The 25,517-nt window shown below is 73.4% G+C and carries 20 protein-coding genes; 15 read left to right on the top strand and 5 right to left on the bottom strand.

Features of this window, described 5'->3' with window-relative positions:
* Positions 1–24 precede the first annotated feature (24 nt).
* From AC4OXY_RS41625 to AC4OXY_RS41595, 7 genes are read left to right on the top strand one after another with little or no spacing between them, the layout of a single operon-like run.
* Positions 25–2,811: a phosphoenolpyruvate synthase gene (locus AC4OXY_RS41625; protein ID WP_491992312.1), complete on the top strand. Its 2,787-nt coding sequence runs from the start codon at positions 25–27 to the stop codon at positions 2,809–2,811.
* A gap of 34 nt (positions 2,812–2,845) precedes the next feature.
* Positions 2,846–4,501: a nucleotidyltransferase family protein gene (locus AC4OXY_RS41620; RefSeq protein ID WP_491992311.1), complete on the top strand. Its 1,656-nt coding sequence runs from the start codon at positions 2,846–2,848 to the stop codon at positions 4,499–4,501.
* A gap of 26 nt (positions 4,502–4,527) precedes the next feature.
* Positions 4,528–5,619 (top strand): SDR family oxidoreductase, encoded by a 1,092-nt coding sequence (locus tag AC4OXY_RS41615; RefSeq protein ID WP_376292890.1) that lies wholly within the window; start codon positions 4,528–4,530, stop codon positions 5,617–5,619.
* Entirely contained in the window at positions 5,616–6,575 is a 960-nt protein-coding gene (locus AC4OXY_RS41610) for a nucleoside-diphosphate kinase (RefSeq protein ID WP_491992310.1), read from the top strand. Before AC4OXY_RS41615 ends, AC4OXY_RS41610 begins: the two co-directional genes overlap by 4 nt.
* Positions 6,576–6,590: 15 nt before the next feature.
* Positions 6,591–7,589, top strand: coding sequence for a ScbA/BarX family gamma-butyrolactone biosynthesis protein (locus AC4OXY_RS41605; RefSeq protein WP_491992309.1), 999 nt, complete (start codon positions 6,591–6,593; stop codon positions 7,587–7,589).
* Positions 7,586–8,485: a hypothetical protein gene (locus AC4OXY_RS41600; RefSeq protein WP_491992308.1), complete on the top strand. Its 900-nt coding sequence runs from the start codon at positions 7,586–7,588 to the stop codon at positions 8,483–8,485. Before AC4OXY_RS41605 ends, AC4OXY_RS41600 begins: the two co-directional genes overlap by 4 nt.
* Positions 8,482–9,156 (top strand): nitroreductase family protein, encoded by a 675-nt coding sequence (locus AC4OXY_RS41595; protein ID WP_491992307.1) that lies wholly within the window; start codon positions 8,482–8,484, stop codon positions 9,154–9,156. The genes AC4OXY_RS41600 and AC4OXY_RS41595 overlap by 4 nt, the downstream gene beginning before the upstream one ends.
* Here the strand turns inward: AC4OXY_RS41595 and AC4OXY_RS41590 are convergent, their stop codons facing one another.
* Together AC4OXY_RS41590 and AC4OXY_RS41585 are read right to left on the bottom strand one after the other, a co-directional pair.
* On the bottom strand, positions 9,157–10,350 hold the full coding sequence (locus AC4OXY_RS41590; RefSeq protein WP_491992306.1) for a macrolide family glycosyltransferase: 1,194 nt from the start codon (positions 10,348–10,350) through the stop codon (positions 9,157–9,159). It abuts the gene before it with no gap.
* A 4-nt stretch (positions 10,351–10,354) separates the two neighbouring features.
* A complete protein-coding gene (locus tag AC4OXY_RS41585; RefSeq protein WP_491992305.1) occupies positions 10,355–11,662 on the bottom strand; it encodes a cytochrome P450 in 1,308 nt (435 codons plus the stop codon).
* 475 nt (positions 11,663–12,137) lie between these two features.
* Here AC4OXY_RS41585 and AC4OXY_RS41580 point away from each other — a divergent pair, with 475 nt between their 5' ends.
* On the top strand, positions 12,138–12,638 hold the full coding sequence (locus AC4OXY_RS41580) for a transglycosylase SLT domain-containing protein (RefSeq protein ID WP_356033965.1): 501 nt from the start codon (positions 12,138–12,140) through the stop codon (positions 12,636–12,638).
* 378 nt (positions 12,639–13,016) lie between these two features.
* On the top strand, positions 13,017–13,694 hold the full coding sequence (locus AC4OXY_RS41575) for a class F sortase (RefSeq protein WP_362819382.1): 678 nt from the start codon (positions 13,017–13,019) through the stop codon (positions 13,692–13,694).
* A gap of 50 nt (positions 13,695–13,744) precedes the next feature.
* Here AC4OXY_RS41575 and AC4OXY_RS41570 read toward each other — a convergent pair whose 3' ends face one another.
* Positions 13,745–14,575 carry a polysaccharide deacetylase family protein gene (locus AC4OXY_RS41570; protein WP_356033960.1) on the bottom strand — a complete coding sequence of 277 codons (831 nt, stop codon included), beginning with the start codon at positions 14,573–14,575 and terminating at the stop codon, positions 13,745–13,747.
* 252 nt (positions 14,576–14,827) lie between these two features.
* On the opposite strand from AC4OXY_RS41570, the gene AC4OXY_RS41565 reads away from it, so the two are divergent.
* On the top strand, positions 14,828–16,264 hold the full coding sequence (locus tag AC4OXY_RS41565) for an MFS transporter (RefSeq protein WP_491992304.1): 1,437 nt from the start codon (positions 14,828–14,830) through the stop codon (positions 16,262–16,264).
* Here AC4OXY_RS41565 and lysX read toward each other — a convergent pair.
* The gene (gene lysX / locus AC4OXY_RS41560) at positions 16,200–19,478 is read right to left on the bottom strand and encodes a bifunctional lysylphosphatidylglycerol synthetase/lysine--tRNA ligase LysX (protein ID WP_356033955.1); all 3,279 of its coding nucleotides are present in this window, start codon (positions 19,476–19,478) and stop codon (positions 16,200–16,202) included. The two genes, AC4OXY_RS41565 and lysX, sit on opposite strands and share 65 nt — an antisense overlap.
* 91 nt (positions 19,479–19,569) lie before the next feature.
* Between lysX and AC4OXY_RS41555 the strand changes: the two genes are divergently transcribed.
* Both AC4OXY_RS41555 and AC4OXY_RS41550 read left to right on the top strand, forming a co-directional pair.
* Positions 19,570–20,052, top strand: a complete 483-nt coding sequence (locus AC4OXY_RS41555; RefSeq protein WP_356033952.1) for a universal stress protein — start codon at positions 19,570–19,572, stop codon at positions 20,050–20,052.
* A 590-nt stretch (positions 20,053–20,642) separates the two neighbouring features.
* Complete coding sequence (locus AC4OXY_RS41550) at positions 20,643–22,079, top strand: amino acid permease (RefSeq protein WP_356033949.1); 1,437 nt, start codon at positions 20,643–20,645, stop codon at positions 22,077–22,079.
* Here the strand turns inward: AC4OXY_RS41550 and AC4OXY_RS41545 are convergent, their stop codons facing one another.
* The gene (locus tag AC4OXY_RS41545; RefSeq protein ID WP_356033946.1) at positions 22,080–23,237 is read right to left on the bottom strand and encodes a CapA family protein; all 1,158 of its coding nucleotides are present in this window, start codon (positions 23,235–23,237) and stop codon (positions 22,080–22,082) included.
* A gap of 214 nt (positions 23,238–23,451) precedes the next feature.
* Here AC4OXY_RS41545 and AC4OXY_RS41540 point away from each other — a divergent pair, with 214 nt between their 5' ends.
* The 3 genes from AC4OXY_RS41540 to AC4OXY_RS41530 all read left to right on the top strand — a co-directional run bounded on the left by AC4OXY_RS41540 (position 23,452) and on the right by AC4OXY_RS41530 (position 25,498).
* Positions 23,452–24,021 carry a sigma-70 family RNA polymerase sigma factor gene (locus tag AC4OXY_RS41540; protein WP_356033943.1) on the top strand — a complete coding sequence of 190 codons (570 nt, stop codon included), beginning with the start codon at positions 23,452–23,454 and terminating at the stop codon, positions 24,019–24,021.
* A gap of 150 nt (positions 24,022–24,171) precedes the next feature.
* A complete protein-coding gene (locus tag AC4OXY_RS41535) occupies positions 24,172–24,687 on the top strand; it encodes a hypothetical protein (RefSeq protein ID WP_356033940.1) in 516 nt (171 codons plus the stop codon).
* 151 nt (positions 24,688–24,838) lie between these two features.
* Entirely contained in the window at positions 24,839–25,498 is a 660-nt protein-coding gene (locus tag AC4OXY_RS41530; protein WP_491992303.1) for a zf-HC2 domain-containing protein, read from the top strand.
* Positions 25,499–25,517: the final 19 nt, after the last annotated feature.

Raw genomic sequence — 25,517 nt, 5'->3', positions numbered from 1 at the left:
ACAGCCGTCGGGCGAGGGTTTTCGATGTGTCCCCGCCGCTGCCACCGTGGGAAATGGAATCGATCACCCAGCCGGAGGGAATCCGTGGTGTCGCTCAGCGCGGGATCCGAGCAAAGGTCTGAAGCATCGCCGGAAGCCGGGGGAAAGGCAAAGAATCTCCACTCCCTGACGGCCGCCGGATTCCAGGTCCCCGAATGGGCGGTGCTCGGCACCGACGTCTTCGCGGCATTCGCCCGGCGCAACGGACTGGAGGAGCGCCTCGCGAAACTCCTGACCGGCGACGGCCAGAACGGCGAGGAACGGACGGCGGCGGAGACGGCCGCGGAGATCGCCGCTCTCATCACGGACGCCCCGCCGGACGAGGCCGTCACCGACGCCGTCCGGCGGGCCTACGAGCACGTCGGCGGCGGCCCGGTGGCGGTCCGCTCGTCGGGCGCGGAGGAGGACGGGGCCGAGCACTCCTTCGCCGGCCAGTTCGACAGTTTCCTCAACGTCCGCGGTCTCGACGACGTCGTCGCCCACGTCCGCCGCTGCTGGGCCTCCGGCTTCTCGGAGCGGTCCCTGCGCTACCGCGCGCAGCGCGGCCTCGCGCTGTCGGCGACGGGTGTCGCCGTCGTCGTGCAGCGCATGGTCCCGGCCGAGCGCAGTGGCGTCCTGTTCACCGTCGACCCCACGACCGGTGCCACCGACCGGTACCTGGTCAGCGCCGTCTACGGGCTGGGCGAGGGGCTGGTCTCCGGCGCCGTCGACGCCGACACGGTCGCCCTGGACGCCGTCACCGGCGAGCGGCTGCACACCGTCGTCGGCGAGAAGCGGGAGAGCTACGGCGCCGGTGCCGGCCCCGGCTGCGAGGTGCGGCCCGTCGCCGCGGCGGACCGGGAGGTCCTGGCCCTGAGCGACGAGGACCTGACCCGGCTGCACGGCCTCGGCGTCCGGGTGGCCGAGCACTACGGCACGCCGCAGGACATCGAGTGGGCGATCGCCGACGGCGAGGTCTGGATCCTGCAGAGCCGCCCCGTCACCGGCCCGCTCGCCGGCCCCGCCGACCGGCGCGCCCCGGCGTCCGCCGGGGAGCCGCGGGCCGAGCTGCGCATCTGGGACAACTCCAACATCATCGAGAGCTTCAGCGGCGTCGTCTCCCCCCTCACCTACAGCTTCGCGGCCGACACCTACGCCAAGGTCTACGAGAGCTACGCCCGTGCCCTCGCCGTCCCCCCGGCCCAATTACGGGAAGTCCAGGAATGGACCCCGCACCTGCTCGGCTATTTCCACGGCCGGGTCTACTACAACCTTCTGCACTGGTACCGCATGGTGCGACTGGCGCCCCTTTACCCGCTGAACCGGCGCGTTCTGGAGAGGTCCCTCGGAGTCGAGGAAAACATTTCCGACGAGCTGGCCGGAACACTTCACCCGTTCACTCCCCGACCCGGCCTGCGCGGCCGTGTCAGCCGCGCGTACCGCACCGCCGTCTTCGCCCGCAGATTCCTCACCATGAGGAAATCCGTGGACACGTTCCACCGGGATTTCTACCGGTCCTACGAGGTCTTCGACAACGTCGACCACGACGCGCTGCCGGGCGAGGAGACGTACCGGCGCTTCCGCCGCCTGCAGCGCGAGCTGATCGAGAAGTGGGGGCCGATGCAGGCCCTCGACGCCGCCATCCTGCTCTCCGTCGGGCTGCTGGCCCTGCTCACCCGCCGCTGGCTGCCCGACGCCCCGGAATGGTTCGTCTGGGCCGCCGCCGGTCCCGGTGAGGGACTGGAGTCGGCCGAACCGGTGTGGGCGCTGGCCGAGTTGGGCAAGCGCGTCGCGGCCGACGACGAGGTACGCGCCCTGCTGGAGCGCACCCCCGACGACGAGGTGTACCAGGCGCTGCGCGACGGAGACCACGGCGAGGTGCTGGCCGCGGTCGACGCGTACATCGCCGCCTACGGCTACCGCAGCCCCGACGAGCTCAAGCTGGAGGTCCCGGATCTGCACGAGGACCCGGCCGGGCTCTTCACCCTGCTGCGCGGCGCACTGCCCGGCTCCGGCGCGGCGCCGCGCCGGGGCGAGGACGCCGACTCCTACCTCGCCGAGCGGCTGCGCGGCCCCCGCCGATGGGTCTACGAGATCGTCCGGCGCAAGGCCCGCGCCTCGCTCGCGGACCGCGAGCGGCTGCGCTTCTGCCGCACCCGGGCCTTCGGCGCGGCCAAGCGGATGCTCCGCGCCATGGGCCGTGACCTGGCGCGCAGCGGTGCGATCGAGGCGTGGGACGACGTGTTCCTGCTCCGTCTGGAGGAAGTGCACGGCGCCTACGAGGGAATGATCGCCCACACGGAGCTGACGGACCTGGTGGCCGTGCGCCGCGCGCGGCTGGCCGCCGATGCCGCGCTGCACGCGCCCTCCCGGTTCACCACGCACGGCGCCCCCTACTGGTCCGGCAATCTCGAACGGGCCGGCTGGTCCGCCACCGCCGCCCGCACCGGAGCCCGGGAACTGCGCGGCACCCCCTCCTGCCCCGGCGTCGCCGAGGGCCTCGCGGTGGTCACCGACGCCCCGCGCGACATCGGCGGCGGCATCCTGCTGGCCTATCGCACCGACCCCGGCTGGGTGACCGCGCTGCCCTCGGCGTCCGCCCTGGTCATCGAGCGCGGCAGCCCGCTCACCCATGTCGCCGTGGTGGCACGGGAGTTGGGCATCCCCACCGTCGTACAGGTCAGGAACGTCACCACCGAGATCCGCAGCGGCACCCGGCTGCGCGTCGACGGCGCCGCCGGCACGGTCACCGTGCTGGCCGACCCGCCCGCCGACACCACGCCCACGTCGTGAAGCACGGAGCTTCGCAGGACGGAGACACCGCACCATGATCCTCACCGAGGAGCAGTTACAGGGACTGCTAGACACATCGCTCGCCACGCTGCCTCCCGGCCCCGACTGGGCCGTCGTCCTGGAGGGCTCCATCGCCGAGGGCTTCGGCAACCCCTCCTCCGACATCGACTTCCTGCTCGTCGGCCGGGACGAGGCGCAGCTGCCGACCATGCCGTCGCTGCTGTTCGTGGACGGCCGCCGGGTCGAGATCCGCACCCGGTCGGTGCGTCAGCTCGCCGACCAGTTCGCGTCCCTCGAAGCGGGCGCCGGGCGGCCCGGCCGGCTCTCCGAAGACCTCCTCAACCGCTGCCAGCGCTTCCTGGGCAGCCACCCGTTGCGCGGCCACGCCCTGGTCGCCGAGGTCAAGGGCCTGCTCCGCGTCGAGCGGTTCCGGGAGATCGCCGGCGCCTGGTGGGCGCACCGGGCCCGGCAGTCCCTGCGCCACGCGATGGCGCTCGACTGCCTCGACGAGAGCGCCGAGGCGGCCGACTGGGCCCGGGCCGGCCTGGTCCAGACCGTCAAGTCCTGGGCGGCCGGCCGGGGCGAGACCTACCTCGAACCCAAGTGGCTCTCCCTGCAGCTCGAAAGGGCCGGCCGGCCGGACGTCCGCGACCGCTACTGGGCCCTGGACGCGGCGGCCGGCGCTGCCGAGGGCGACCCCACCGCCGTGCACGCGTACCTCGCCGAGTGCCTCGCCTTCGCGGCCGAACTGGGCGTCGGCGGCGTGCCGTTGCGCCCCGAGCGGCTCACGGTCGAACGCGCGGCCCGGGTGACCAGCTGGCAGACCGGCGAGCGGGTCCACGTCATCCGCGACCGGCGCGACGTCTTCGCGCTCGGCGACCGGGCCGGCGCGGTCTGGCGGTCGCTGGTCCTGGGCAGGCCGCTGCCCGACGTACGGGCCGCCGCGCGGGCGACCGGCATCGCGGACTGCGGCTCGCTGCTCGCCGCCTTCCTGCGCTACGGACTGATCCGGCTGGCCTGGAAGGGCGCCGGCACCGTCACCCCGAGCCTGCCGCTGGCCGCCCCGCCCGGCCCGGTGACCCCGCCCCCGCACTCCGCCGCCCCGCTGCTCTCCGTGCACGGCGCGGCCGTCAGCGGACCGGACGGCGTCGATCTGGTCCCGCTGCCGGCCGAGCGCTTCGCCGCGGCGACGATGGCCCTGGTGTGGTCCAACGTCGTGGTGGAGAACGCCCGCGAGGACCTGCGCGGCGCACTGCAGCGCGGGCAGTGGAAGGTCGCCGAACTGACCGCCCGGCGCGCCGTCCACGCCGCGCTGCGCGGCCTGTTCAGCGCCTACGGCGTCAACCCGCTGCCGGCCGACTCCGATCTGGTGCGCCGTCTGGCGCTGCTGCCGCCGGCCACCCGGCCGCTTGCCGGCCGCGCGACGCAGTTGCTGGGCCGCGCCGTCACCGCACCCGAGGACGGCGAGCGGCTCGGCGCCGAACTCGGCGACTTCGTCCGCCTGGTGCGGGACACCGCCGGTGCCGATGCCTTCCCCTCGTCCTTCGACTCCGCGGACACCTGGCGGGCCACGCTGGAGCTCGGCTACGACTGGCTGCGGATCGGCACCTACCTCGACGCGGAACTGCCCCTGGAGGAGGCCCGCGACCTGGTCGCCAGCAACGGTGCCCAGCCCCACCAGGCCGCCTGATGCCACCACGTGTGAAGGACCGACCGATGGCCGACCCGACGACCGTACTTGTCACCGGAGCGAGCGGACTGGTGGGAGCCGAGGTGACTGCGCGGCTCACCGCCGCGGGCCACCGTGTGCTGGCCGTGCTCCACAGCAACGGCGACATCGTCCGCAACAACGGCAGGAGGCTCACCGCCCCGACGACCGCGCTGGAGCGGCTGTCCGGGGACGTCACCCGTCCCGGGCTCGGCCTGAGCGCCGAGGGCCTGCGGGCCGCGGCGCGGGCCGACCGCATCGTCCACTGCGCCGCCGTCACCGACTTCGGCCGGCCCGAACAGCTCTACCGGGACGTCAATGTGGCCGGCACCCGCAACGTGCTGGACCTCGCCCTCGGCCACGGGATTCCCCTGGTCCACGTCAGCACCGCCTATGTGTGCGGCGAACGCGACGGCACCGCCCGCGAGGAGGAACTCGACGTCGGACAGCGCCTCGGCAACGCCTACGAGCGCAGCAAGCTGGAGGCGGAGACCCTGGTGCGCAAAGCCGCCGTCGACGGGCTGCCGGTGGCGGTGGTCCGGCCCAGCATCGTCACCGGAGCCACCCGCACCGGCTGCGTCCGCGAGTTCAAGACCCTCTACCCGGTCGTCAAACTCATCACCCAGGGGCTGTCCCGCACCGTCCCGGGCCACTACGACGCGGCGCTCGACCTGGTGCCCGTGGACCACGTCGCCGACGTGGTCACCGAGGTGTGCGAACGCTTCGCACAGGCCCGCGGGCTCACCCTGCACGCCGTCGGACAGGCCGTCACCCTGCGGGAGTTCTCCGACGTGCTCGCCGAGTACCCCTCGTTCCGGGTGGCCAGGTTCGTCCCGCCGTCGTCCTTCTCCGCGGCGGCCCTGCCCGCCCGCGAGCGCGCCTACCACGAGCGGGTCATGTCGCTGTACGAAAGCTACTTCCGCCGCCGCGTCCGCTTCGACACCACGAACACCGCCGCCTTCAGCCGCCACCCGGTGCCCAGGGGCGGTCCGGCCTACCTGCGCCGCCTGCTCGACCACTGCCTCAGGGTCGGCTATCTCGGCGCGGCCCCACCCCGCCGCCCCGCACCCGCACCGACCGACGGGAGCACCCAGGCATGAGCCCCCAGCACACCCTCGCGCCCCAGCACACCGCGTCCGTCCACGGCATCGAGGTGTCGCCGCTGCTGGCCTGCGACCCCCGCAAGCGCCGCCTGTACGGCGCGGACACCTACTACCAGGAGAGCTTCGAGCAGCTCGACACCCTCACCGGCGACCTCACCGGTTTCACCCACCGCCACGCCGCGCTGCTGCTCAAGCCCGACGCCGTGGTCACCCGCAGGCTGCTGCCCGCCGTGGACTGGCTGGCCGACAACGGTTTTCGCATCGTCGCCGCCGAGACCACCCGGCTCACCCGCACCATGATCCGTTCGCTCTGGTTCTACCAGTGGAACCTCGCCACCCCCGAGCGCCGCAGACTCGCCCGGCTGTTCCTGCACAGCACCGACTCCCTGGTGCTGCTGGTCCGCTGCGAGCGCGACACCGACGTCCCCGCGTCCGTCCTGCTCACCGAGCTGAAGGGTCCCACCGACCCGGACGCCAGGACCCCGGGCCAGCTGCGCCACCTGCTCGGCCGCTACAGCTACCTGCTCAACCTGGTGCACACCCCGGACGAACCCGCGGACGTCCTGCGCGAGCTGGCCGTCCACTTCGACGACGAGCAGCGTGAGGAGATGTTCCGCTCCGCGCTCGCCGGAAAGGACCGCACCGCACGGGCCGTCGACCTCGTCGAGCTCCTCCACAGCCGCTGCGCGCCGCGCTCGCTCGACTTCGAACCGGCCCTGGCGCGCGTACGGTCCGCCGTCGCCGCCCACGCCGGGCCGCGCCCGGACGCCTCGCCGCGCGAACTGCTGGAGACGGCCTGGCGGGACGGCGTGGCCCTGGACCCGTGGGACACCGTCGTCGTCGGATCGAAGGTGCTGCCGATGCGGCAGCCCGGCCGGGCGCCCGTCCTGGACGGCGCCGACGCCGGCACCTGGCGCGCACACCTCGCCGGTCTGCGCACCCCCACACGCTGAGGAGCAAAGGCAAGCATGCAGATCGACCGGACCCTGCCCAAGGCCCTGGTGCACCGGGCGTCCATCGCCGAGGTCTTCCTGACCGACGCGCGGCGCCACGGCGAGGACGACCTGGTCCTCGCCGCCCAACTGCCCCGGCTGCACGCCTTCTACGACGACACGCTCGCCCCGCGCGCCGGGCACGATCCCCTGATGCTGCTGGAGGCGTGCAGGCAGGGCATCTTCGTCGTGGCCCACGAGTTCCTCGGCGTGCCCCTGGACCACAAGTTCCTGTTGCGGACCGTGGAGTTCGAGGTCCTCGAACCCGGGCCGCCGGCGCGGTGCGCGTTCCCCACCGACATGGTCATCGGCACCCGGATCGAGCGCCGTGCGCGGGGCAGGTCGGGCGTGACGGGCCTGCGGCTGCGCTTCCTGTGCACGGCCGACGGCCATGACGTCATGACGGCCGGCATCGAGTACTCCTGGCTGGCGCCGCGGCAGTGGGACAGGCTGCGCGCCGTGCGGCGCGCCGGTCTGGAGCTGCCCGCCGTCCCGGTGGCGCCGCCGGTGCAGCGGATCCGGCCCGAGCTGGTGGATCGCGGGTCCGCGGCCAACGCCGTGATCTCCCCCGCCCGGGCCACCGCGGACGGCGGTCTCGCCGCCCGTCTGGTGCCCGACACCGCGCACCCGGTCATGTTCGACCACTGGGTCGACCACGTGCCCGGCATGCTGGAGCTGGAGGCCTGCCGGCAGCTGGCGGTCGTCGCCTCCGTGGCGGCCGGGACCCTGCCGACGCCCGCGGCGCGGCCGACGGCCCTGCACGCCCGGTTCCGTGCCTTCGGCGAACTGGACCTGCCCCTGGAGTGCCGCACGGGCCCCGTCCTGCCCGGCTCGGACATCGCGTGCACGCTGAGCCAGCGCGGCGCGCCCGTCGCCGACGCCCGGATCAGGCTGGCCGCCCCGGAGCGGGCGGAACCGGCGGGTGCTGGCGCCGGTCCGCGCGCTCTGGACCGCGGCGAGGGCTCCCGTCCGTGAGCGCGGTGGCCCTCCCCCTGGTCCCGGCCCGCCTGGGCCGTTTCGTTCTGCGCAGGTTCCGCCCACAGGTCTACGCCGCCTACGGCGTGCTGTGGGTGCTCGCACTGGAGGGCTCCGCGGTGGCCCTGGCGGGCACGGCCTGGCGCCCCACCGGCGCCACCGCCGTACGCGCCGTCAGTGTCGTGCTGACCCTGCTGTTCCTGCGGATGCTGGACGAGCAGAAGGACCTCGCCCACGACCGCGTGCACCACCCCGACCGGCCCCTGGTCACGGGCGCGATCAGCGCGGCGGAGCTGCGCGGTGCCATGGCCGCCGTCGCCGTCGTGGTGGTGGCGCTGAACGCGCTGCTCTCCCCGGTCGCCGCGCTCCTGGTCCTGCTGCCGCTCGGCTACGCGCTCCTGCTGCCCGTCGTGGAGCGCCTGTCCGCGCCGGTCCGGGAGGGGCAGCTGCTCAACCTGGCCGTCACCTATCCGGTGCAGGTGCTGGTCGGCGCCTACGTGTACCTCTCGCTCGCCGTGTCCGGGCCGGTGACCGCCGACTGGCGGGCGCTGCCGCTGCTGGGGCTGTGCGCCGGTGTCTTCCTGCACTTCGAGTTCGCCCGCAAGACCGCCTGGGAGTCGGTGCCGGACGACCGCCTCTACTCGTCGGCGCTGGGGCCCGTGGGCGGCGCGGCCGCCGCGCTGGCGCCGGTCGCCGTGGCCGTGCTGTGCGACGTGGTCCTCTTCCGGCCCGCCGGCGTGCTCGGTCTGCTGCCCTGTCTGGCGGCCCTGCTTCCCGTCGCCGCCGCGCACCGCTTCCTGACGGCCCGCCGCGGCACCTGGCCGCTGCCGCCCGCCATGGGCTACATCGTCGTCACCTATCTCGCCCTGGTGCTCCAGGCGGTGGTCCGGCCGTGACCGGTCTCAGCGGCGAGGAACTGCTCACCACCACGCGCTCGGTACGGCGCGGTCTCGACCTGACGCGTCCGGTGGATCCCGCGGTCGTCGAGGGCTGTCTGCGCATCGCCCTGCAAGCGCCCAACGGCAACAACCGCCAGCGCTGGCGGTGGCTGGTGCTCACCGACCCGCTGGTGCGCTCCCAGGTGGCCGACGTGTACCGGTCCGCCTTCTACGCCCGCAACGGCGCCGCGCTGCGGGAGCCGGACCACGTCCCGGACGCCACCCTGCGTGTGCTGACCGCCGCTCGCCACCTCGCCGACCGGCTGCACGAGGTGCCGGTGCTGGTGATCCCGTGCCTCCAGCTGGACTCCGAGGAACTGCCGTCCGGCAACCAGGCGGGCCTGTGGTCCTCGCTGCTGCCCGCCGCCTGGAACTACGCGCTGGCGGCCCGCAGCAGGGGGCTGGTCACCGCCTGGACCACCGTCCACCTGGACCGCGAGCGGCAGATCGCCGACCTGCTCGGCCTGCCCCGCACGGTCCACCAGGGTGCCCTGTTGCCCACCGCCCACCCGCTGCGCAGCACCTTCCGCCCGGGTCCCCGGCAGCCGCTGGAGCAGGTGCTGCACTACAACGGCTGGTCGGACACGGCAGCGCGCGACGGGCTCACCACGGAGCCTCGCAGGACCTGATCAGAGCAGGGCCTCCAGCGCCAGGGCGGCCCGCGGCGCGCCACCGGCCTGCTCCATCACCCGGGACATGCGCCGCAGCCGGTCCCGCAGTTCGCGGTCGGCGGCCGTCCGGCGTACGGCGTCCAGCAGGGTGTCCGCGGTGATGTCGGCGGTGTCGAGGAGCGTGCCGAGCCCCAGCTCCACGGCCCGCCGCGACAGCACCCGGGTCTCCGGCACCAGCGGCACCAGCACCGGCGGGGTGCCCGCGGCCAGCGACTCCATCAGGCTGCCCAGGCCCGCGGCCGTGACGAACACCTCGGCCCGGCGCACCGCCGCCAGCTGCGGGATCCAGCGGTGGACCGACACGTTGGGCGGCAGCGGTCCCAGTTCCGCGGGGTCCGAGCCGTTGCCGACGGTGACCACCGCGTGCCACTGCTGCCCGGCGAAGGCGTCCACGCAGGTGCGGAAGAACGCGGGCTGGTTGTTGTAGAGGGTGCCCGTCGAGAGCACCACCAGCGGCAGCCCGTCCACGGGCGCGTCCCAGGTCTGCGCCAGGTACTCCCGGGACAGGCACGCCCCGACGAACGTCGTCTCCGCGCCGAAGGTCTCTCCGGCCGGCTGGAACTCCCGGGGCGCGTACACCAGGTTTCGCTCGGCGCGCCAGTCCACCAGCCGGCCGGGCGCCAGGTCGAGGCCGTGACCGGCCGCGAACTTCGCCTCGCGGCCGAGGAGTTCGACCACGGCCGGGTGGTCGCGGCCCACCCCGGAGAACTCCGCGATCGCGGCCATCTGCGCGTAGTGGTCGTTGGACGCCATCGACGGGGTGGACTGCACGGCGGGGCGGTCCCACAGCAGTCCCAGCGACCTCCCCGCCAAGGAGACGATCATGTCGTAGAAGACCAGGTCGGGCACGTCGTCGGCGAACAGCTCGCGGGCGAGTGCCACCAGGTTCTCGCTCTCCTGGAGGAACAGCACCGCCGACCAGGCCAGCATGTCCGGGGTCAGTTCCCTCAGCTGCCCCGGGCCGAGGGCCGGCGCCAGCAAAGAATCGTGGACCAGCGCGGTGGCGCCCGTCGCCCGCACGGCGGGTGCGAACGCCTCCGTGGTCAGGAAGCTGACGCGGTGTCCGCGCCGGACCAGTTCCTCGGTGACCGCCAGCTGGGGCCGCATGTGCCCGTGCGCCGGGATGCCGAGGACGAGAAGGTGACCGGTCATCTGTTCACCGCTCCCCTCGGGACAGGACCGGCACGGCAGCGGCCCCGCGGACGTTGCGGATGGGGCGCATCCGGGGTTCGCCGGCCGGTGCGAGGCGCGGCAGGCGCGCGAACAGGTTCCGCAGGGCGAGCTCGGTCTCCAGCCGGGCCAGCCCCGCCCCCAGGCAGTAGTGGATCCCGGCCGAGAAGGCCAGGTGATCGCGCTTGTTGGGGCGGTGCAGGTCGAAGCGGTGCGGCTCCTCGAACACCGCGGGGTCCCGGTTGGCCGCGGCGACCACGATCACCAGCATCGCCCCGGCGGGCAGCGACACGCCGCCGAGCGTGACCGGTTCGAGGGCGATCCGCCCCAGCATCTGCACCGGTGCGTCGTAGCGCAGGAACTCCTCGACGGCCTCGCCGGCGAGCGCGGGGTCGTCCAGCAGGAGGTGCTTCTGCCCGGGATGGCGCAACAGTGCGACGGCCGCCCCGGAGATCGCGTTGACCGTGGTCTCGAAGCCGGCGAGCAGCAGGATCCCGACGAGAGCGACGAGCGTACGGCCGTCCAGCGGCTCGCCGTCGACCTCGCCGGCCACCAGCCGGCTGACCATGTCCTCGCCGGGGTCCCGGCGCCGCTCCTCCACGAGGGCGCTCAGGAACCGCGTCATCTCCGCCAGGGCACGCCGCACCTCCCGGCGCTCGCCCAGGGTGCGAATGCCGTCCAGGGTGTTGGCCAGGACCTGGCCCCACCGCACGAAGGCCGTGCGGTCGGCGTCCGGAAGGGCGAACAGGTCACAGATCACCTCGATGGGAATCCGGCGGGCGAAGTCCGCCACGAGATCGAAGCGCTCCTGCCCCTCGACCCGGTCCAGTACGCGGTCCACCACCTTCTCGACGTCCCGGGTCAGTTCCTGCATCGCCCGCGGGGTGAACAGCGGGCTCGCCAGGCGCCGCAGTCGGGTGTGCTCGGGCGGGTTGAGGACCAGTATCGACTCGTCGAGCGGATGGACGTACCGCGCCTCCTCCCCGGACGCGACCTGCCAGGGGATGCCGCCCGGACGCTCCGGCGCCGGTTTCACCCCCAGCCTCGGGTCGCGCAGGGCGGCCCGGCTGATCGCGTGGTCCGTGGTGATGTGCATCCCGAGCGGATGTCCGACCATCGCGCCCCGTGCCCGGATCCGCTCGTAGTCCGGATAGGGGTCCGCCGGCGCGCGGCGTCCCAGGACCCGCATCACCGGGTCCCCGCACAGCGCCAGCGCGCGCACCACGGAGCGTGTCGTGAGTGAGACGGCACCTGCCCGGATTTCGCTGCCCAGCCGCTCCGTACTGATCCTCATGGCCTCTCCGCATCCGCGGCGCGCGGACGGTCCGCCCGCATCCTCAGGCAAGGCACGCTACGAAGCCCCGCGTGCGGGGTCGAGGGCCCTGCCGCCGCACCTCCCCGAAACCCTGTATTTCCCTAGGAGCCGGCCGAACCCCGGGCGAGGGCTCGAAAGGGCCCGGCAGGGCTCAGACAGGGCCTTCGCCTGTGACGGCACCCATAGGACGCAGATCACGTCCTATCGCGCCTCGTAGCACCACACCCTCCCGAACAGCACAGAAAGCCCGCAAAATCATAAATAACGGACATATCTCCGAAGTGGGGTAGTACGTCACATCATTGCGCTCCGGCCCGCGCCCCGCTAACCATTGCTGTCGTTGCTGGAAGCCACGAAACGGACCGGGCGAAGAGACACCGCACCCGCCCGCTCCGGCCCACAGCGCGGGGCCCCGCCCCTCCGACGACGACCCCCACTGGAGAGTTCCTTCCACATGGCCATCAACACCGCCCTCACCACCCGCCTGCGCACCCTCACCCTCACCGGCCTCACCGCCACCGGCATCGCGGCCGCCGCCGTCACCCTGATGCCCGCAAACGCGCACGCCGCCGACATGGCGCAGGCACCCGCCCGGGTGGCCAAGACCGCCTCCAGCAACCACACCGCCGGCACCAGCGGCAACCTCGACGGCTGGATCAAGCAGGCCCTCGGCATCATGAAGGCCAAGGGCATCCCGGGCAGCTACGACGGCCTCAAGCGCAACATCATGCGCGAGTCCGGCGGCAACCCCGCCGCCCAGAACAACTGGGACGTGAACGCGCAGAAGGGCACCCCCTCCAAGGGCCTGCTCCAGGTCATCGACCCCACCTTCAACGCCTACCACGTCTCCGGCACCGCCCAGAGCGTCACGGACCCGGTCGCCAACATCACCGCGGCCGCCAACTACGCCGCCCACCGCTACGGCTCCATCGACAACGTCAACTCCGCCTACTGATCCCGGAGTCGGACGACCGCAAGGCCGGTACGAGCAGCGACACCCGCTGCCGCACCGGCCTTCGCGCATGCGCAGGACCGCGGGCGTCACATCGGCTTCCACCGCCCGGAAGCGGCCTTCGGACCCCCGGAACACGCCCGCATGCCGAGAATAGTCCGTCCTGGTGAGACAACACGCCGGACCAAAAGCACACAATCAGATATTCCCGCAGGTCACGGACCGTCAGAAAAGTCCCGGAAACGGCAACTCGGATGGCGCACCGAAGGCCCCGCGGGCCACCCGTTCGCCGATCGCCCCGTCGTCCTCGGCCCGCGCGGGATTTAGCGTTTTCCCATACGCGACGCACGCGGCGGCGACCGCGGCGAGAAGGGAAGGCGAATGTCTGCGTCCGGTTGGTCCGAGCTTGCCGAAGAAGAGCAGCGGCGGCGTCGCCACGCCCCGTGGGGCGTGCTGGCGCTTGTTCTGCTGACCGGGCTGGCACTCGTCCGCAATGGTTCCGGAGACTTCGACGCCGGCCCGCCGCAGCCCGCTTCGGCGGCCGCCCCGGACACCCGCACCAGCACCGGCACGGGCGTCCGGGCCGCGCATGCGGCGCCGCTCCCGTTCTCCGGGGCGGACCGCGTGCGGATCCCCGCGATCCGGGTCGACGCGCCGGTGATGCCGGTCGGCCTGGACGCCGCCGGCTGGATCGGCGCGCCCCCGCCCGACGACGCCGGCCTCGCGGGCTGGTTCACCGGTGCCGCCTCCCCCGGCGAGAAGGGCACGGCCGTCATCGTCGGGCACGTCGACAACCGGCGCGGTCCCGCGGTGTTCTACGGACTCGGAACCCTCAGGAAGGGAAACCGGATCGACGTCCTGCGCAAGGACGGGAAGACCGCGGTGTTCGAGGTCTACGGCATCGAGGTGTTCCCGAAGGCCCATTTCCCCGGTGACCGGGTGTACGGCTCGAAGGGCACCGCGGAACTGCGCCTGATCACCTGCGGCGGCGGCTTCTCGAAGCGGCACGGCTACGACGGGAATCTCGTCGTCTTCGCCCGCCTGGTCGCGGTGGACTGACATCCACCACGGCCGGGCCGGCGCATCCCCGGGGACGGGCCGCGCACCCCTCACACGCGTCTGGCCGGCACGGTCAGGTGATATCCGGAGTCGAGGAGATGGGGCAGCCATTCACGGATGGCGCGGACGGTCTGCGACCGGTCGCCCCCGGCGTCGTGGGAGAGCACCACGACCCCGGGGGCGGCGCCGCGCTCCACCCGGTCGACGATGGTGGAGGTGCCCGGCATCGTCCAGTCCGTGGTGTCCACGGTCCAGGCCATCGGCTCCATGCCCATCGCGGCGCCGAGCTGGAAGGCGGCCCGGTTCCAGGCGCCGTAGGGGGCCCGGAACCACTGGGGGCGTTCGCCGTAGGTGTCCTCGATGGCGTCGCTGGTGCTCGCCATCTCGTCGTGGATCTCCCTGCGGCTGAGGGCGGTCAGCAGCGGATGGGTCCAGGTGTGGTTGCCGACGACATGGCCCTCCTCGGCCATCCGGGCCACCAGTTCCCTGTTCTCGACGACGCACTCGCCGCACAGGAAGAACATGGCCCGCACGTCGTACTTGGCGAGGGTGTCCAGGATGTGCGGGGTGTAGTCCGGGTTGGGGCCGTCGTCGAAGGTCAGCATCATGTGCCGGCCGCGCCCGGAGATCCGGAGCACGGGCTCGGTGCGGACCTTCAGCCTGCGGGGTGAGGCGCGCGGCGGGCCGTAGCCGGTGAGCGGCTGGAGCCGGAAGGCCGAGGACTTGGGCACCTGACGGGCCTGCGGACCGGGGGCGGCGGCCGGCGGGGCGGTCTCCTCGTCGCCGCCCGCGACGACGGCCCCGGCGGCACCCGCGGCCCCCAGCGCGGCGGCCCCGGCGAGGAGCATCCGGCGCCGCGTGAGCAACTGATCCTTCTGCATGAGTCATCAGTCGCCCCGCCGGACTCCGGCGCACCACAACGACACTGGTGCGGCGGCGGGAAAGCACCCGGTCGGCCGAGCACGGGAGCCGCTGTGGCCCCGCGCGTAAGCGTCTGATAAGCAATCAGTCCACAGCAACTGCCATGACACACAGGGGGGCGAGCCGAGTTGGCCGCGCACGGGGGAACGACCGCGGGAAGTGCCGGGGGAACGAACGGGGCGCCGGACCGGGGAGCACGCGGCACACTGGCCGTGGTACTGCTGGCCGTCGCGCAGATCCTGGTCGTCTTCGACACAACCGTCTTCGCGGTGGGGCTGCCGCTGATCCAGCACGACCGGGAGCTGTCGTTCTCCGGGCTGACCTGGCTGCTGTCCGCGTACAGCGTGTGCTTCGCCGCGCTGCCGGTGCTCGCGGGGGCGCTCGGCCGGGCGTTCGGGCACCGGCGGGTGCTGATGGGCGGGTTCGCGCTGTCGAGCCTCGCCGCGGCGGCGCCCGCGCTGTCGTCCGACGCCTCGGTGCTGCTCGCCTCGCGGGCGGTGCAGGGTGTCGCGGCGGCGGTCATCACGGCGGGCGCGCTCGCGCTGATCGACGCCACGCATCCCGAGGGCCGGGACCGGGACCGGGCGCTGAACGTGCACTTCGCGGTCGTCGCCTGCGCCACCCCGGCCGTACTGCTGCCGTGCACCGTGCTGCTGGACACCGTCGACACGGAGAACACGGTCTTCTGGGTCCAGGCCGCGGCCGGGCTGGCGCTCCTGGTGCTGACCCCGGTGGCGCTGGCCGAGACGGCGCCCGCGCCCGCCGCCCGGGCCCGGTTGGCCGGTGCCGCGCTGGCCGTCGTGCCGCTGGGCTTCCTGGCCTGGTTCGCGGACTGGCTCGGCGGTCGCAGCGTGTCCGTCACGACGGTCGTCCTCATCGCCGTGGGCGCCGCGGTGCTGCCCTCCGTGCTGGGCCTCGCGTGGCGCGGCGAGCGGGTGCCGGCCCTGCTGTCCCGGGAGCGGGCCGCGTTCGGTGCCTACACCGTGGTGGCGCTGCTGGCGGCGAGCCTGGCCGGGGTCGTGCTCCTGCTCACGTTCGTCCTCCAACTGCTCGGCGGGCTCTCCCCGATGCGGGTCGGCTGGGCGCTGCTGCCCGCCGTGGCCGGGGTGGTCGCGGGCAGCGCGGTCCTGCCGCGCCTGGCCGCCCGTGTCGGTCTGGCGGGGACGGTGGCCGGGGCCTGTGCGGTGGCGGCCGTCGGGTTCGTGCTGCTGAGCCTGCCGGGCGCGGGCTACGGCTTCGGCGCGGTGCAACTGCCGCTGCTGCTGGTCGCCTTCGGCTGCGGTGTGCTCGCCCTGCCGGCCGGTTTCGCGCGGTCGGGCAGCGGCGCGCTCCCCCGGGCGCTGAACTCCTCCCGGCAGCTCGGCGCCGGTCTCGGCACGTCCCTGTTCGCCGGCGTCATGACGGTCACCCTGCAGCACACGCCGGCCACCGGGCCGCACGGTCCGGCGGAGTACCGGGCCGCCCTCGCGACCGAGGTCCGGCACTGCTTCGGCCTCGGTACGGCGCTGTGTCTGGCCGCCGCGCTGGTCGCGCTGCTGGCCCTGCCCCTGCGCACCGCCCGCACGACGGACCCGGAGCCGGGCCTCAGCGGCGGCGCACCAGCGGGAACGGCAGGGTCTCCCGGATCGTCAGCCCCGTCAGGAACATGACGAGCCGGTCGACGCCGAGGCCGAGGCCGCCGGTCGGGGGCATCGCGTACTCCAGGGCCTCCAGGAAGTCCTCGTCCAGCTCCATCGCCTCCGGATCGCCGCCGGCGGCCCGCAGCGACTGCTCGGTGAGCCGTCGGCGCTGCTCGACGGGGTCGGTCAACTCCGAGTAGGCGGTGCCGAGTTCGGTGCCGAAGGCGACGAGGTCCCAGCGCTCGGCGAGCCGCGGATCGGTGCGGTGCGGGCGGGTCAGCGGGGAGACGTCGGTCGGGAAGTCCTTGTAGAAGGTGGGCAGCCGGGTGCGTTCCTCGACGAGCCGCTCGTACATCTCCAGCACGACGTCGGCCGGGGTGTCGTCGGCGGTGTACGGCACCCCGGCGCGGTCGCACAGCCGGTGCAGCCGCAGCAGTTCGGTGCCGGGACCGATCTCCTCGCCCAGCGCCTCGGAGACCGCCCCGTACACGGTCTTGACCGGCCAGGCGCCGGAGATGTCGTACTCCCGGCCGTCCTTGCGGGCCACCGGGGAGCCGAGGGCGGCGCTCGCCGCGCCCTGGATCAGTTCGCGGGTGAGGTCGAGCATCACGGTGTAGTCGGCGTGCGCCTGGTAGGCCTCCAGCATCGTGAACTCGGGGTTGTGCTTGTAGGAGACGCCCTCGTTGCGGAAGGTGCGGCCCAGTTCGAAGACCTTCTCCAGGCCTCCGACGCACAGCCGTTTCAGATACAGCTCGGGGGCGATGCGCAGGTAGAGGTCGAGGTCGTAGGCGTTGATGTGGGTGGTGAAGGGGCGGGCGTTGGCGCCGCCGTGGATCTGCTGGAGCATCGGGGTCTCGACCTCGACGTAGCCGCGGTCCAGCAGGCCCTGGCGCAGCGCCTGTACGACGGCGGAGCGCACCCGGATCACCGTGCGCGCGGCGGGGCTGGTGGCGAGGTCGAGATAGCGGCGGCGGACCTTGGCCTCGGGGTCGGCGAGGCCGCGGCGTTTGTCGGGCAGCGGGCGCAGGCACTTGCCGGTGAGCTGCCAGGAGGTGACGAAGACGGTGGGCTCGCCCTTGTCGCTGCGGCCGGCCCGGCCGGTGACCGTGACGTGGTCGCCGATGTCGGCGTCGGCGGTGAAGCGGTCCAGCTCGGGCCCTGCCTCGCTGCGGCTGAGGGCGATCTGGTGGTCGCCGGACCAGTCGCGCAGCACCGCGAAGACGATGCCGCCGAAGTCGCGTACCAGCATGACCCGGCCGGCGACGGTGACGTCCTGGCCCTCGGGAACGTCGGCGAGGGCGTGGGTGGGGGCGGGGACGCCGACCGGGTAGGGATCGGTGCCGGCGGCGCGCAGCCGGTCGAGGGTGCGGCGGCGGACGCGGACCTGGTCGGGCAGGCCCGGGCCGCCCGCCAGGGCACCGGCGCGGTCCCCTTCTTCGAGGCCGAGCACCGTCAGGGGCGGCAGCCCCGCGGTGGTGGCGGGCCGCTGCCCGGCCCTCGGGTGCCCCTTTCCCCAGAGTTTGCGCAGCGACGGTACGGAGACGAACCCTTCGGCGATGCCGGAGGCGAGGCCGATGCGGGCGAGGGCGGCGGTGTCGCCGTAGCAGATGAAGCGCGGGTACCACTCGGGGTGGTACTTGGCGTTGGAGCGGTAGAGGGCCTCCAGCTGCCACCAGCGGGAGAAGAACAGCAGCAGGCGGCGCCAGAGCCGCAGGACGGGTCCGGCGCCGATGCGGGCGCCCTCCTCGAAGACGGAGCGGAAGACGGCGAAGTTCAGCGAGATCCGGCGCACGCCCAGCTTGGGGGCGGCGGCACACAGCTCGGCGACCATGAACTCCATGACCCCGTTGGGGGCGGCGCGGTCGCGGCGCATCAGGTCCAGGGAGATGCCGTCGCGTCCCCAGGGCACGAAGGAGAGCAGGGCGAGGAGCCGGCCGTCCTCGCAGAGGGCCTCCACGAGCAGGCAGTCGCCGTCGGCGGGGTCGCCGAGCCGGTCCAGGGCCATCGAGAAGCCGCGTTCGGTCTCGGTGTCGCGCCAGGCGTCGGCCTTGTCGACGATCTCCTCCATCTCCCGTTCGCCGAGGCTGGAGTGGCGGCGGATGCGGCAGGTCGCGCCGGTGCGGGCGACCCGGTGCGCGGCCTGCCGGGTGACCCGCATGTCGCGGCCGTCCAGGTCGAAGGAGGCGATGTGCACGATCGCCTCGTCGCCGAGCTGGAGGGCGCCGAGCCCGGCGCGGGCGTAGGCGCGGGCTCCGTCCTCCGAGGCGCCCATCACGGCGGGCGCCCAGGCGTAGCGGCGGGCGAGGTCGAGCCAGGCGGCGATGGCGTGCGGCCAGGCCTCCATGTCGCCGACGGGGTCGCCGCTGGCCAGGCACACCCCGGCCTCGACGCGGTAGGTGACGGCGGCCTTGCCGCTGGGCGAGAAGACGACGGCCTTGTCCCGGCGGGTGGCGAAGTAGCCGAGGGAGTCGCGCTCGCCGTAGAGCGCGAGGAGGGCGCGGATGCGGGCCTCCTCGTCGTCGTGCAGGGCGGCCTCCAGGCGCTGGGAGCGGAAGAGCGTGGCGGCGGCGTTGAGCAGGGCGAGGGCGCCGAACAGGCCGAGCACGAAGCTGACCTGGCGGGGCGGGCGGCCGGTGAAGGTGCCCTCGGAGACCAGTCCGCCGCACACCCTGTCGGCCGCCCAGGCCAGATGCTCGCTCGCCGGGAGCGTGCCCGGGAACAGCAGGACCAGGCCCCAGCCCAGCAGGGTCGCCACGACGAGGCCCGCCACCAGCACGCCGAGGGCCCGGCGTACGGCGGCGCGGCGGGAGGCGGCGTAGAACTCCGCGCGGGCCACGACGAGCAGGACCAGCAGCAGGGCGGACACCACCAGGGACAGCAGCGCGTCGGTGTACATGCCGACGCCCACGGCGAGCGCGTCGGTGAGGACGAGAAGGCCGAGGTACACGACGATCAGCCACCAGGCCACCTTCTTGCGGGCGGCGGTGGCACCGGCCAGCAGGAAGAGGAAGACGGCGTAGGCGAGGTTGGCGCTGATGGGCACCAGGAGCACCTCAAGGGCCTCCGCGACCGGGCGGAACAGGCGCCGCAGGGGCTCGATGAGCGCCAGCAGGGCGCACAGCAGGCCGACGGCGCCGAAGAGGGTCGCGAAGGCCTCGGGCACCCAGCCGAGGCGCCCGCCTGCGGGCGGGCGTACCGGCGCCGTGGGGTCCCTCTGTGCGGCGGGCTGCGCGCTCGCGGTCATGGTTCCGACTGTAGGAAGAGCCCGGGCGGATCGCCCGTCGAGAGACCGCCCGTGTCCGAGCGGGAGGGACGGGTTCCGATAGCCTCGGACCGTGACGGAACAGCAGGGGCAGCACTCGCATTCGCACGCGCACCAGTTCGAGCGTGGCACGGACGGGCCGAAGGTCATCGTGGTCGGTGTGGACGGCTCCGACTCCTCGATGCGCGCCGCGTCGTACGCGGGCGGGCTCGCCCGGCGTCAGCACGCGCTGCTGGCCGTGGTGTACGTGCAGCCGGTGCTCGCGGCAGGGGCGGCGCTGGGGGCGCCGGTGGCGGAGACGACCGACGAGATCGCCGAGGACCTGGTGGCGCAGATCCGGGAGGCGGCGGAGCGGGTCAAGGGGATATTCGAGGTGCGCTGGGAGTTCCACACCTTCCGCGGCGACCCCTACACCGGCCTGGTGAAGGCGGCCGACGAACTGAAGGCGGACGCGGTGGTCGTCGGCGCCTCGGAACAGGCCGGGCACCGGATCATCGGCTCGGTGGCGGTCCGCCTGGTGAAGGCCGGCCGCTGGCCGGTGACGGTCGTCCCGTAGACCGAACCGAACGCCACGGGGCCCTGTGCCCGGACCGGTGCGTACCGCCGGCGGCCCCTGCGGGACGGTGTCGGGGCCGGTTCGGCAAGGGCCTCGCCGGCACCAGGCCGAGTGGCGCGCGGATGCGAGCCGCACGGCCTGGCGGAGCGGCGCCGAGAACGGGCGCGAACACACCGGCACGGCCGATCAGCCGAGCCGCTGCCACCGTCCCCACACACGGACGCCGGTGAGCCCGAGCGGGCCGAGAGCGCGGGGCACGCCGACGGCGAACGGCATCCGACGGCATCCGCGGCGGCACGGCCGGGAGACGATCGGACCAGCCACTGCCCCGGCCCCCCACACACGGACGCCGGTGAGCCCGAGCGGGCCGACGGCGCGGGGTACGGCGACGGTGGGGCGGCCGGGAGGCGGTGGCTCGGCGGGGGGCGGCGCGGCGAGGGGTCGCTGTCGTGGTGGGAAGGGCGGGTGGCGGTCTCCGGGGCACCCGCCCCCTGCCCGACGCAGTCGTGCGTGGCGTCTTCCGTACGGGTCGCGGCTGAGCCATCATGATCCGCCGTCAGCCGTTTGCCATCGGCGAAGAGGTGAGGCTCATGGACAGGCTCCGCGCGGGTGAAGGAATTCTCCGCCGCAAACCCATCGAGCACATCGAGGACACGGAGGTCCGGGAGGGACCACGGCTGGACCGGTCGCTCGGCCTGTGGCAGCTCACCGCGATCGGCGTGGGCGGCATCATCGGCGCCGGCATCTTCACCCTGGCCGGCACGGTGGCCAACGGCACGGCCGGCCCCGCGGTGCTGGTGTCGTTCCTGATCGCCGGTGTGGCGAGCGCGTGCGCGGCGCTGTCGTACGCCGAGTTCGCCGGGCTGATCCCGAAGGCGGGCTCGGCGTACACCTACGGCTACGCGGTGCTCGGCGAGTTCGCGGGCTGGTTCATCGGCTGGGACCTGCTGCTGGAGTACACCGCGATCGTGGCGGTCGTCGCGATCGGCATCTCGGGCTACTTCAGCTTCCTGGTCGGGGAGACGGGCGCGCATCTGCCGCACTGGATGCTGGGCGCGCCCGGCACCGGGGACGGGCACCGGGTCGACCTGTTCGCCGCGATCCTGTGCCTGCTGATCGCCTGGCTGCTGAACCTGGGCATCCGCAGCGCGGCCCGCTTCGAGACCCTCGTCGTCGGGCTGAAGGTGCTGGTGGTGCTGCTGGTGATCGCGGTGGGCTTCTTCCACATCGACACCGCGAACTACCACCCGTTCTTCCCGTACGGCATCGGCGGCGCCTTCACCGGCGCGGCCACGGTGTTCTTCGCCGTGTTCGGCTACGACGCCATGTCGACGGCGGCCGAGGAGTCGAAGGACGCGCAGCGGCACATGCCGAAGGCGATCCTCTACTCGCTGGCGATCTCGATGGTGCTGTACGTGGCGGCCTGCCTGGTGCTGACCGGCATGCAGAACTACCGGCACATCAACAAGGAGAGCGGCTTCGCGACCGCGTTCAAGTCGGTGGGTCTGGACCGGCTGGCGGACGTGATCGCGGTGGGCGCCATCATCGGCATCCTCACCGTGATGTTCACGTTCATGCTGGGCGTGACCCGGGTGTGGTTCTCCATGTCCCGCGACGGGCTGCTGCCGAAGTGGTTCGCCAAGACCCACCCGACCCGGCATGTGCCGACCCGGGTGACCTGGATCGTCGGGGCGGGCTCGGCGGCCATCGCCGGGTTCGTGCCGATCGGCTCGGCCGCCGAGCTGACCAACATCGGCATCCTGCTGGCGTTCGTCGTCGTGTGCACGGCCGTGATCGTGCTGCGCTACCGGCAGCCGGAGCTGCCGCGCACCTTCCGCACCCCGGGGATGCCGGTGGTGCCCGCGCTGGGCGTGGTCTTCTCGATCTGGCTGATCACGTATCTGCAGTGGGAGACCTGGGTGCGGTTCGCGGTGTGGTTCGTGATCGGGTGCGTCATCTACTTCGGCTACTCCTACCGGCGCTCGGCGCTGGCCGGGCAGCCGTCCGCCGGGGGAACGACGCGCTGATCACTCCCCCATGGTCAGTCCGTCCTCGCCGGCGCCGCGGCTGAGCACCACGTCCCGGATGCGGTCGCGCACCGCCTCCAGCCGGGCGCCGTGGGCGATGGCCCGGTTCACGTCGAGCACGCGCCCGGAGTCGAGGTCGTACCACTGCGGGACGAACTCGGCCCTGGTGACCCGCCAGCGACCGCCGGGCCGGGCGGGCGGGGCGAAGGTGAAGCGGCCGAGGGTGGACGCGTTGCCGCGCGGGCTCCGGATCCCCCCGCGGTCGGCCAGCTCGCCGGCGATCTGTTCGCCCATGCCGTAGATCACCCAGGTGCCGTTGACCTTCTCGTAGGCCTGCGGGTCATGGGGGTGGGTGCCGAGGATCAGGTCGATGTCCGGGCGTCCGGCGGTGGCGGAGGCGGTGAGCCGCCGGGCGAGGGCGCGCTGCTGCACGCTCGGCTCACGCTGCCACTCGGTGCCCCAGTGCACGGAGACCACGACGACGTCGGCGCCGGCCCGCCGGGCGGCGCGGGCGTCGGCGATCATCCGCCGCTCGTCGATCACGTTGACCGCCCAGGGCTCGCCGGCCGGCCGCGGGCGGCCTTCGGTGCCGACGGTGTACGACAGGTGCGCGACCCTGGCCGGGCCGGCCCTCAGAAGCGTGACCGCACGGGCCTCGGCCGCGCTGCGGGCGGTGCCGACGTGTTTCAGCCCGGCCGCGTCCATGGCGTCCAGGGTGCGCCGGACGCCGGCGGGGCCGTCGTCCAGGGCGTGACTGGAGGCGGTGGAGCAGCCGGCGTAGCCGGCCGCGGCGAGGCCCCGGGCGAGCTGCGGCGGCGACGCGAAGACGGGGTAGCCGGAGTAGTGGCCGTCGGCACCGAAGGCGGTGTCCATGTGACACAGCGCCAGGTCCGCGCGGGAGAGGGCGGGTTCGGTCTCGGTGAGCATGGGCCCGAAGTAGTAGCCGCGCCCGGCGGCGTAGTAGGCCGCCTGGTCGATGACGGAGGTGTGCGGCAGGATGTCCCCGGAGGCGACGAGCGTGAAGCCGCGGCCGAGGGAACGGGCGGAGCCGGCCGGGGCGGGGTGCCCGGACTCCTGCCGTAGGTGGTTCGCGCCGGCGGCCGCGGCCGTGAGGGCGGCGGTGAGGGCCAGGGCCACCAGGTGTCTGCGTCCGAACATCAGCTCACCCCATAAAATCGTATTTACTGACTATCCATCACCTTCCTATGGGTACGGAGTCGGCTCCGCGGATAAACGGACCAGGGCCCTGCTTAGCCCATCCGGTTCCCCGCGCAGGCCGCCCGTCCGACCGTTCGCCGACGCGATCGACCGCCCGTCGCACGGCCCTGCCCGCCCCCTGTCCCCCGGCCGCGCGCCGCGCTGGCATACGGCCATGACGGCCGCATCCCCGCTCACCCACCGGCCGGCCGCACCGGCCCGTGGGACGACGACCGCCGAACACGAACTGGCCGCGCTCCAGCGCGAGCACGGCGGACCCCTGTTCGCCCTGCTGCTCCGGCTCTGCGACGGGGACCGGCAGCGCGCCGAGGACCTCGTCCAGGAGACCCTGGTGCGCGCCTGGCAGCATCCGGAGGCCCTGCACGCCGACGACTTCGACTCGGTACGGCCCTGGCTGCTGACCGTCGCCCGGCGGCTCGCGATCGACGCCCGGCGGGCCCGGCAGGCACGACCGCCCGAGGACGGCGGCGAGGTCCCCGAGACCGCCCGGGTGACCGCCGATCATGCCGAACGGGCCGCGCAGATGCTCGATGTGCGCGAAGCTGTGAAGACACTCACGCCGGAGCACCGTGACGTCCTCGTACTGGTGTATTTCCTCGGGGCCAGTGTGGCGGAAGCGGCGCAGACCCTGGGCGTACCACCCGGTACCGTGAAATCCCGCGCGTTCTACGCGCTGCGCGCGCTGCGCCGGGTCCTGCCGGGTTACGCGGCCGACCTGCACTGAAACCGGAGGCCGGGTCAAACCTCGGCAAAGCGCCTTGCTGAGCCCCCCATCGGGGCAATGGGCTGTCCTCATCCGCGTTTCCGGGCGGGCCGGGGCTCCGCCCCGACGGGGCCGGGCCACGCGCACGCACCGAAGGAAGGGCAGGAAGGGATGCTGCACAGAGGGCACGAGAGCACGGACGGCACCGACGGCGGTGAACTGGCCGTTCCCATGGCCTGGTTGTATGCCGAGTACATCGCCGACGAGCTGCTGCGCACCGGCGACCTCATGCCGCCGACGTCCTTCGAGTTCCGGGCCGGCCGGGACGCGCTGGCGCTGACCGTCTTCCTCTCCGACACCGACGGGGAGCTGTCCGGCATCCGCGTGATCTCCCAGCTGGAGACCTGGCTGTCGCTGACGGCGTACGACCAGCAGTGGCAGGAGTGGGTGCGCACGCGCATGGCCGAGCTGACCGCCCGGGCCGAGGGGACCGGCACCCGCTCGCCCGACCTCGCCCTCGCGGCTCAGGCCTGGCGCTGGCTGGAGGAGACCGAGCTGCTCGCACCGGACCTGGACGCGGTGCCGGGCGGCCCGGGGGCGCTCGGCGAGGACGACGGGCCGAAGGTGTGGACCGCGGCCTGGCGGCTCGGGCTGCCGCTCGGGCACCTGGCGATCCACCTGTTCTGACTTTTTTGGAAACCGGACCAATCCGGGGACCGGGCCGCTCCGAATCTCCTCTCCGGGATTCTGCGGGTGGCTTGAGTGATTCGGCTGTCGGCTGCGTACGGGTGGGAGCACGGAGTAACCCCACCCGCACCCATCGGCACGAGGATTCGGCATGAGGTCCCAGGAAAGGCATCGCGACGTCGGCGCGTACGCGCTCGGCGTGCTGAACGAGGCGGACGCCTTCCGCTTCGAGGACCACCTCATGGAGTGCCCTCAGTGCGCGGCACAGGTGACCGAATTCGGCCCTGCCGCACGGCAGTTGATGCTGTACCGCCGGGCCACGCCGCGCTTTGTGCACCCCATGACGCAGCCCGGACCCCGGCTGCTGGAGCGGCTGCTCGGCGAGGTCGCGCGCCGGCAGCGGGTACGCCGCCGCCGCTTCCTGTACGGCCTGGCCGCCTCCGTGGTGCTGGCCACGGCCGGCTCCGGGCTCATGGCCTTCACCGCCCATGACGAGCCGGCCGCCCGTGCCACCGCGGCGACCGATCCGAAGACCGGGGTGTGGGCCGAGGTCACGGCCGACGACGAGGACTCCGGCAGCCGGCTGCTGCTGAAGGTCAAGGACCGCACCGGCCCGCACACCTGCCGGTTCGTGATCGTCGGCCGGGACGGCTCCGAACAGGTCGCCGGCACCTGGACCCAGTCCGGGCCGGCCGCCGGCACCTTCACCGCGCTCGGGTCCTCCCCGCTGCACCCGGACCAGATCGCCCGCTACGACGTCCGCACCACCGACGGCCAGTCCCTGGTGAGCCTCAAGGCGCCGCAGGACTGAGGCGCCTTGAGGGCCGGGG

Source organism: Streptomyces sp. HUAS MG56 (genome assembly GCF_058673395.1).
The sequence above is the reverse complement of the archived record's forward strand: the minus strand, read 5'-3'. Positions and strand labels throughout refer to the sequence as shown.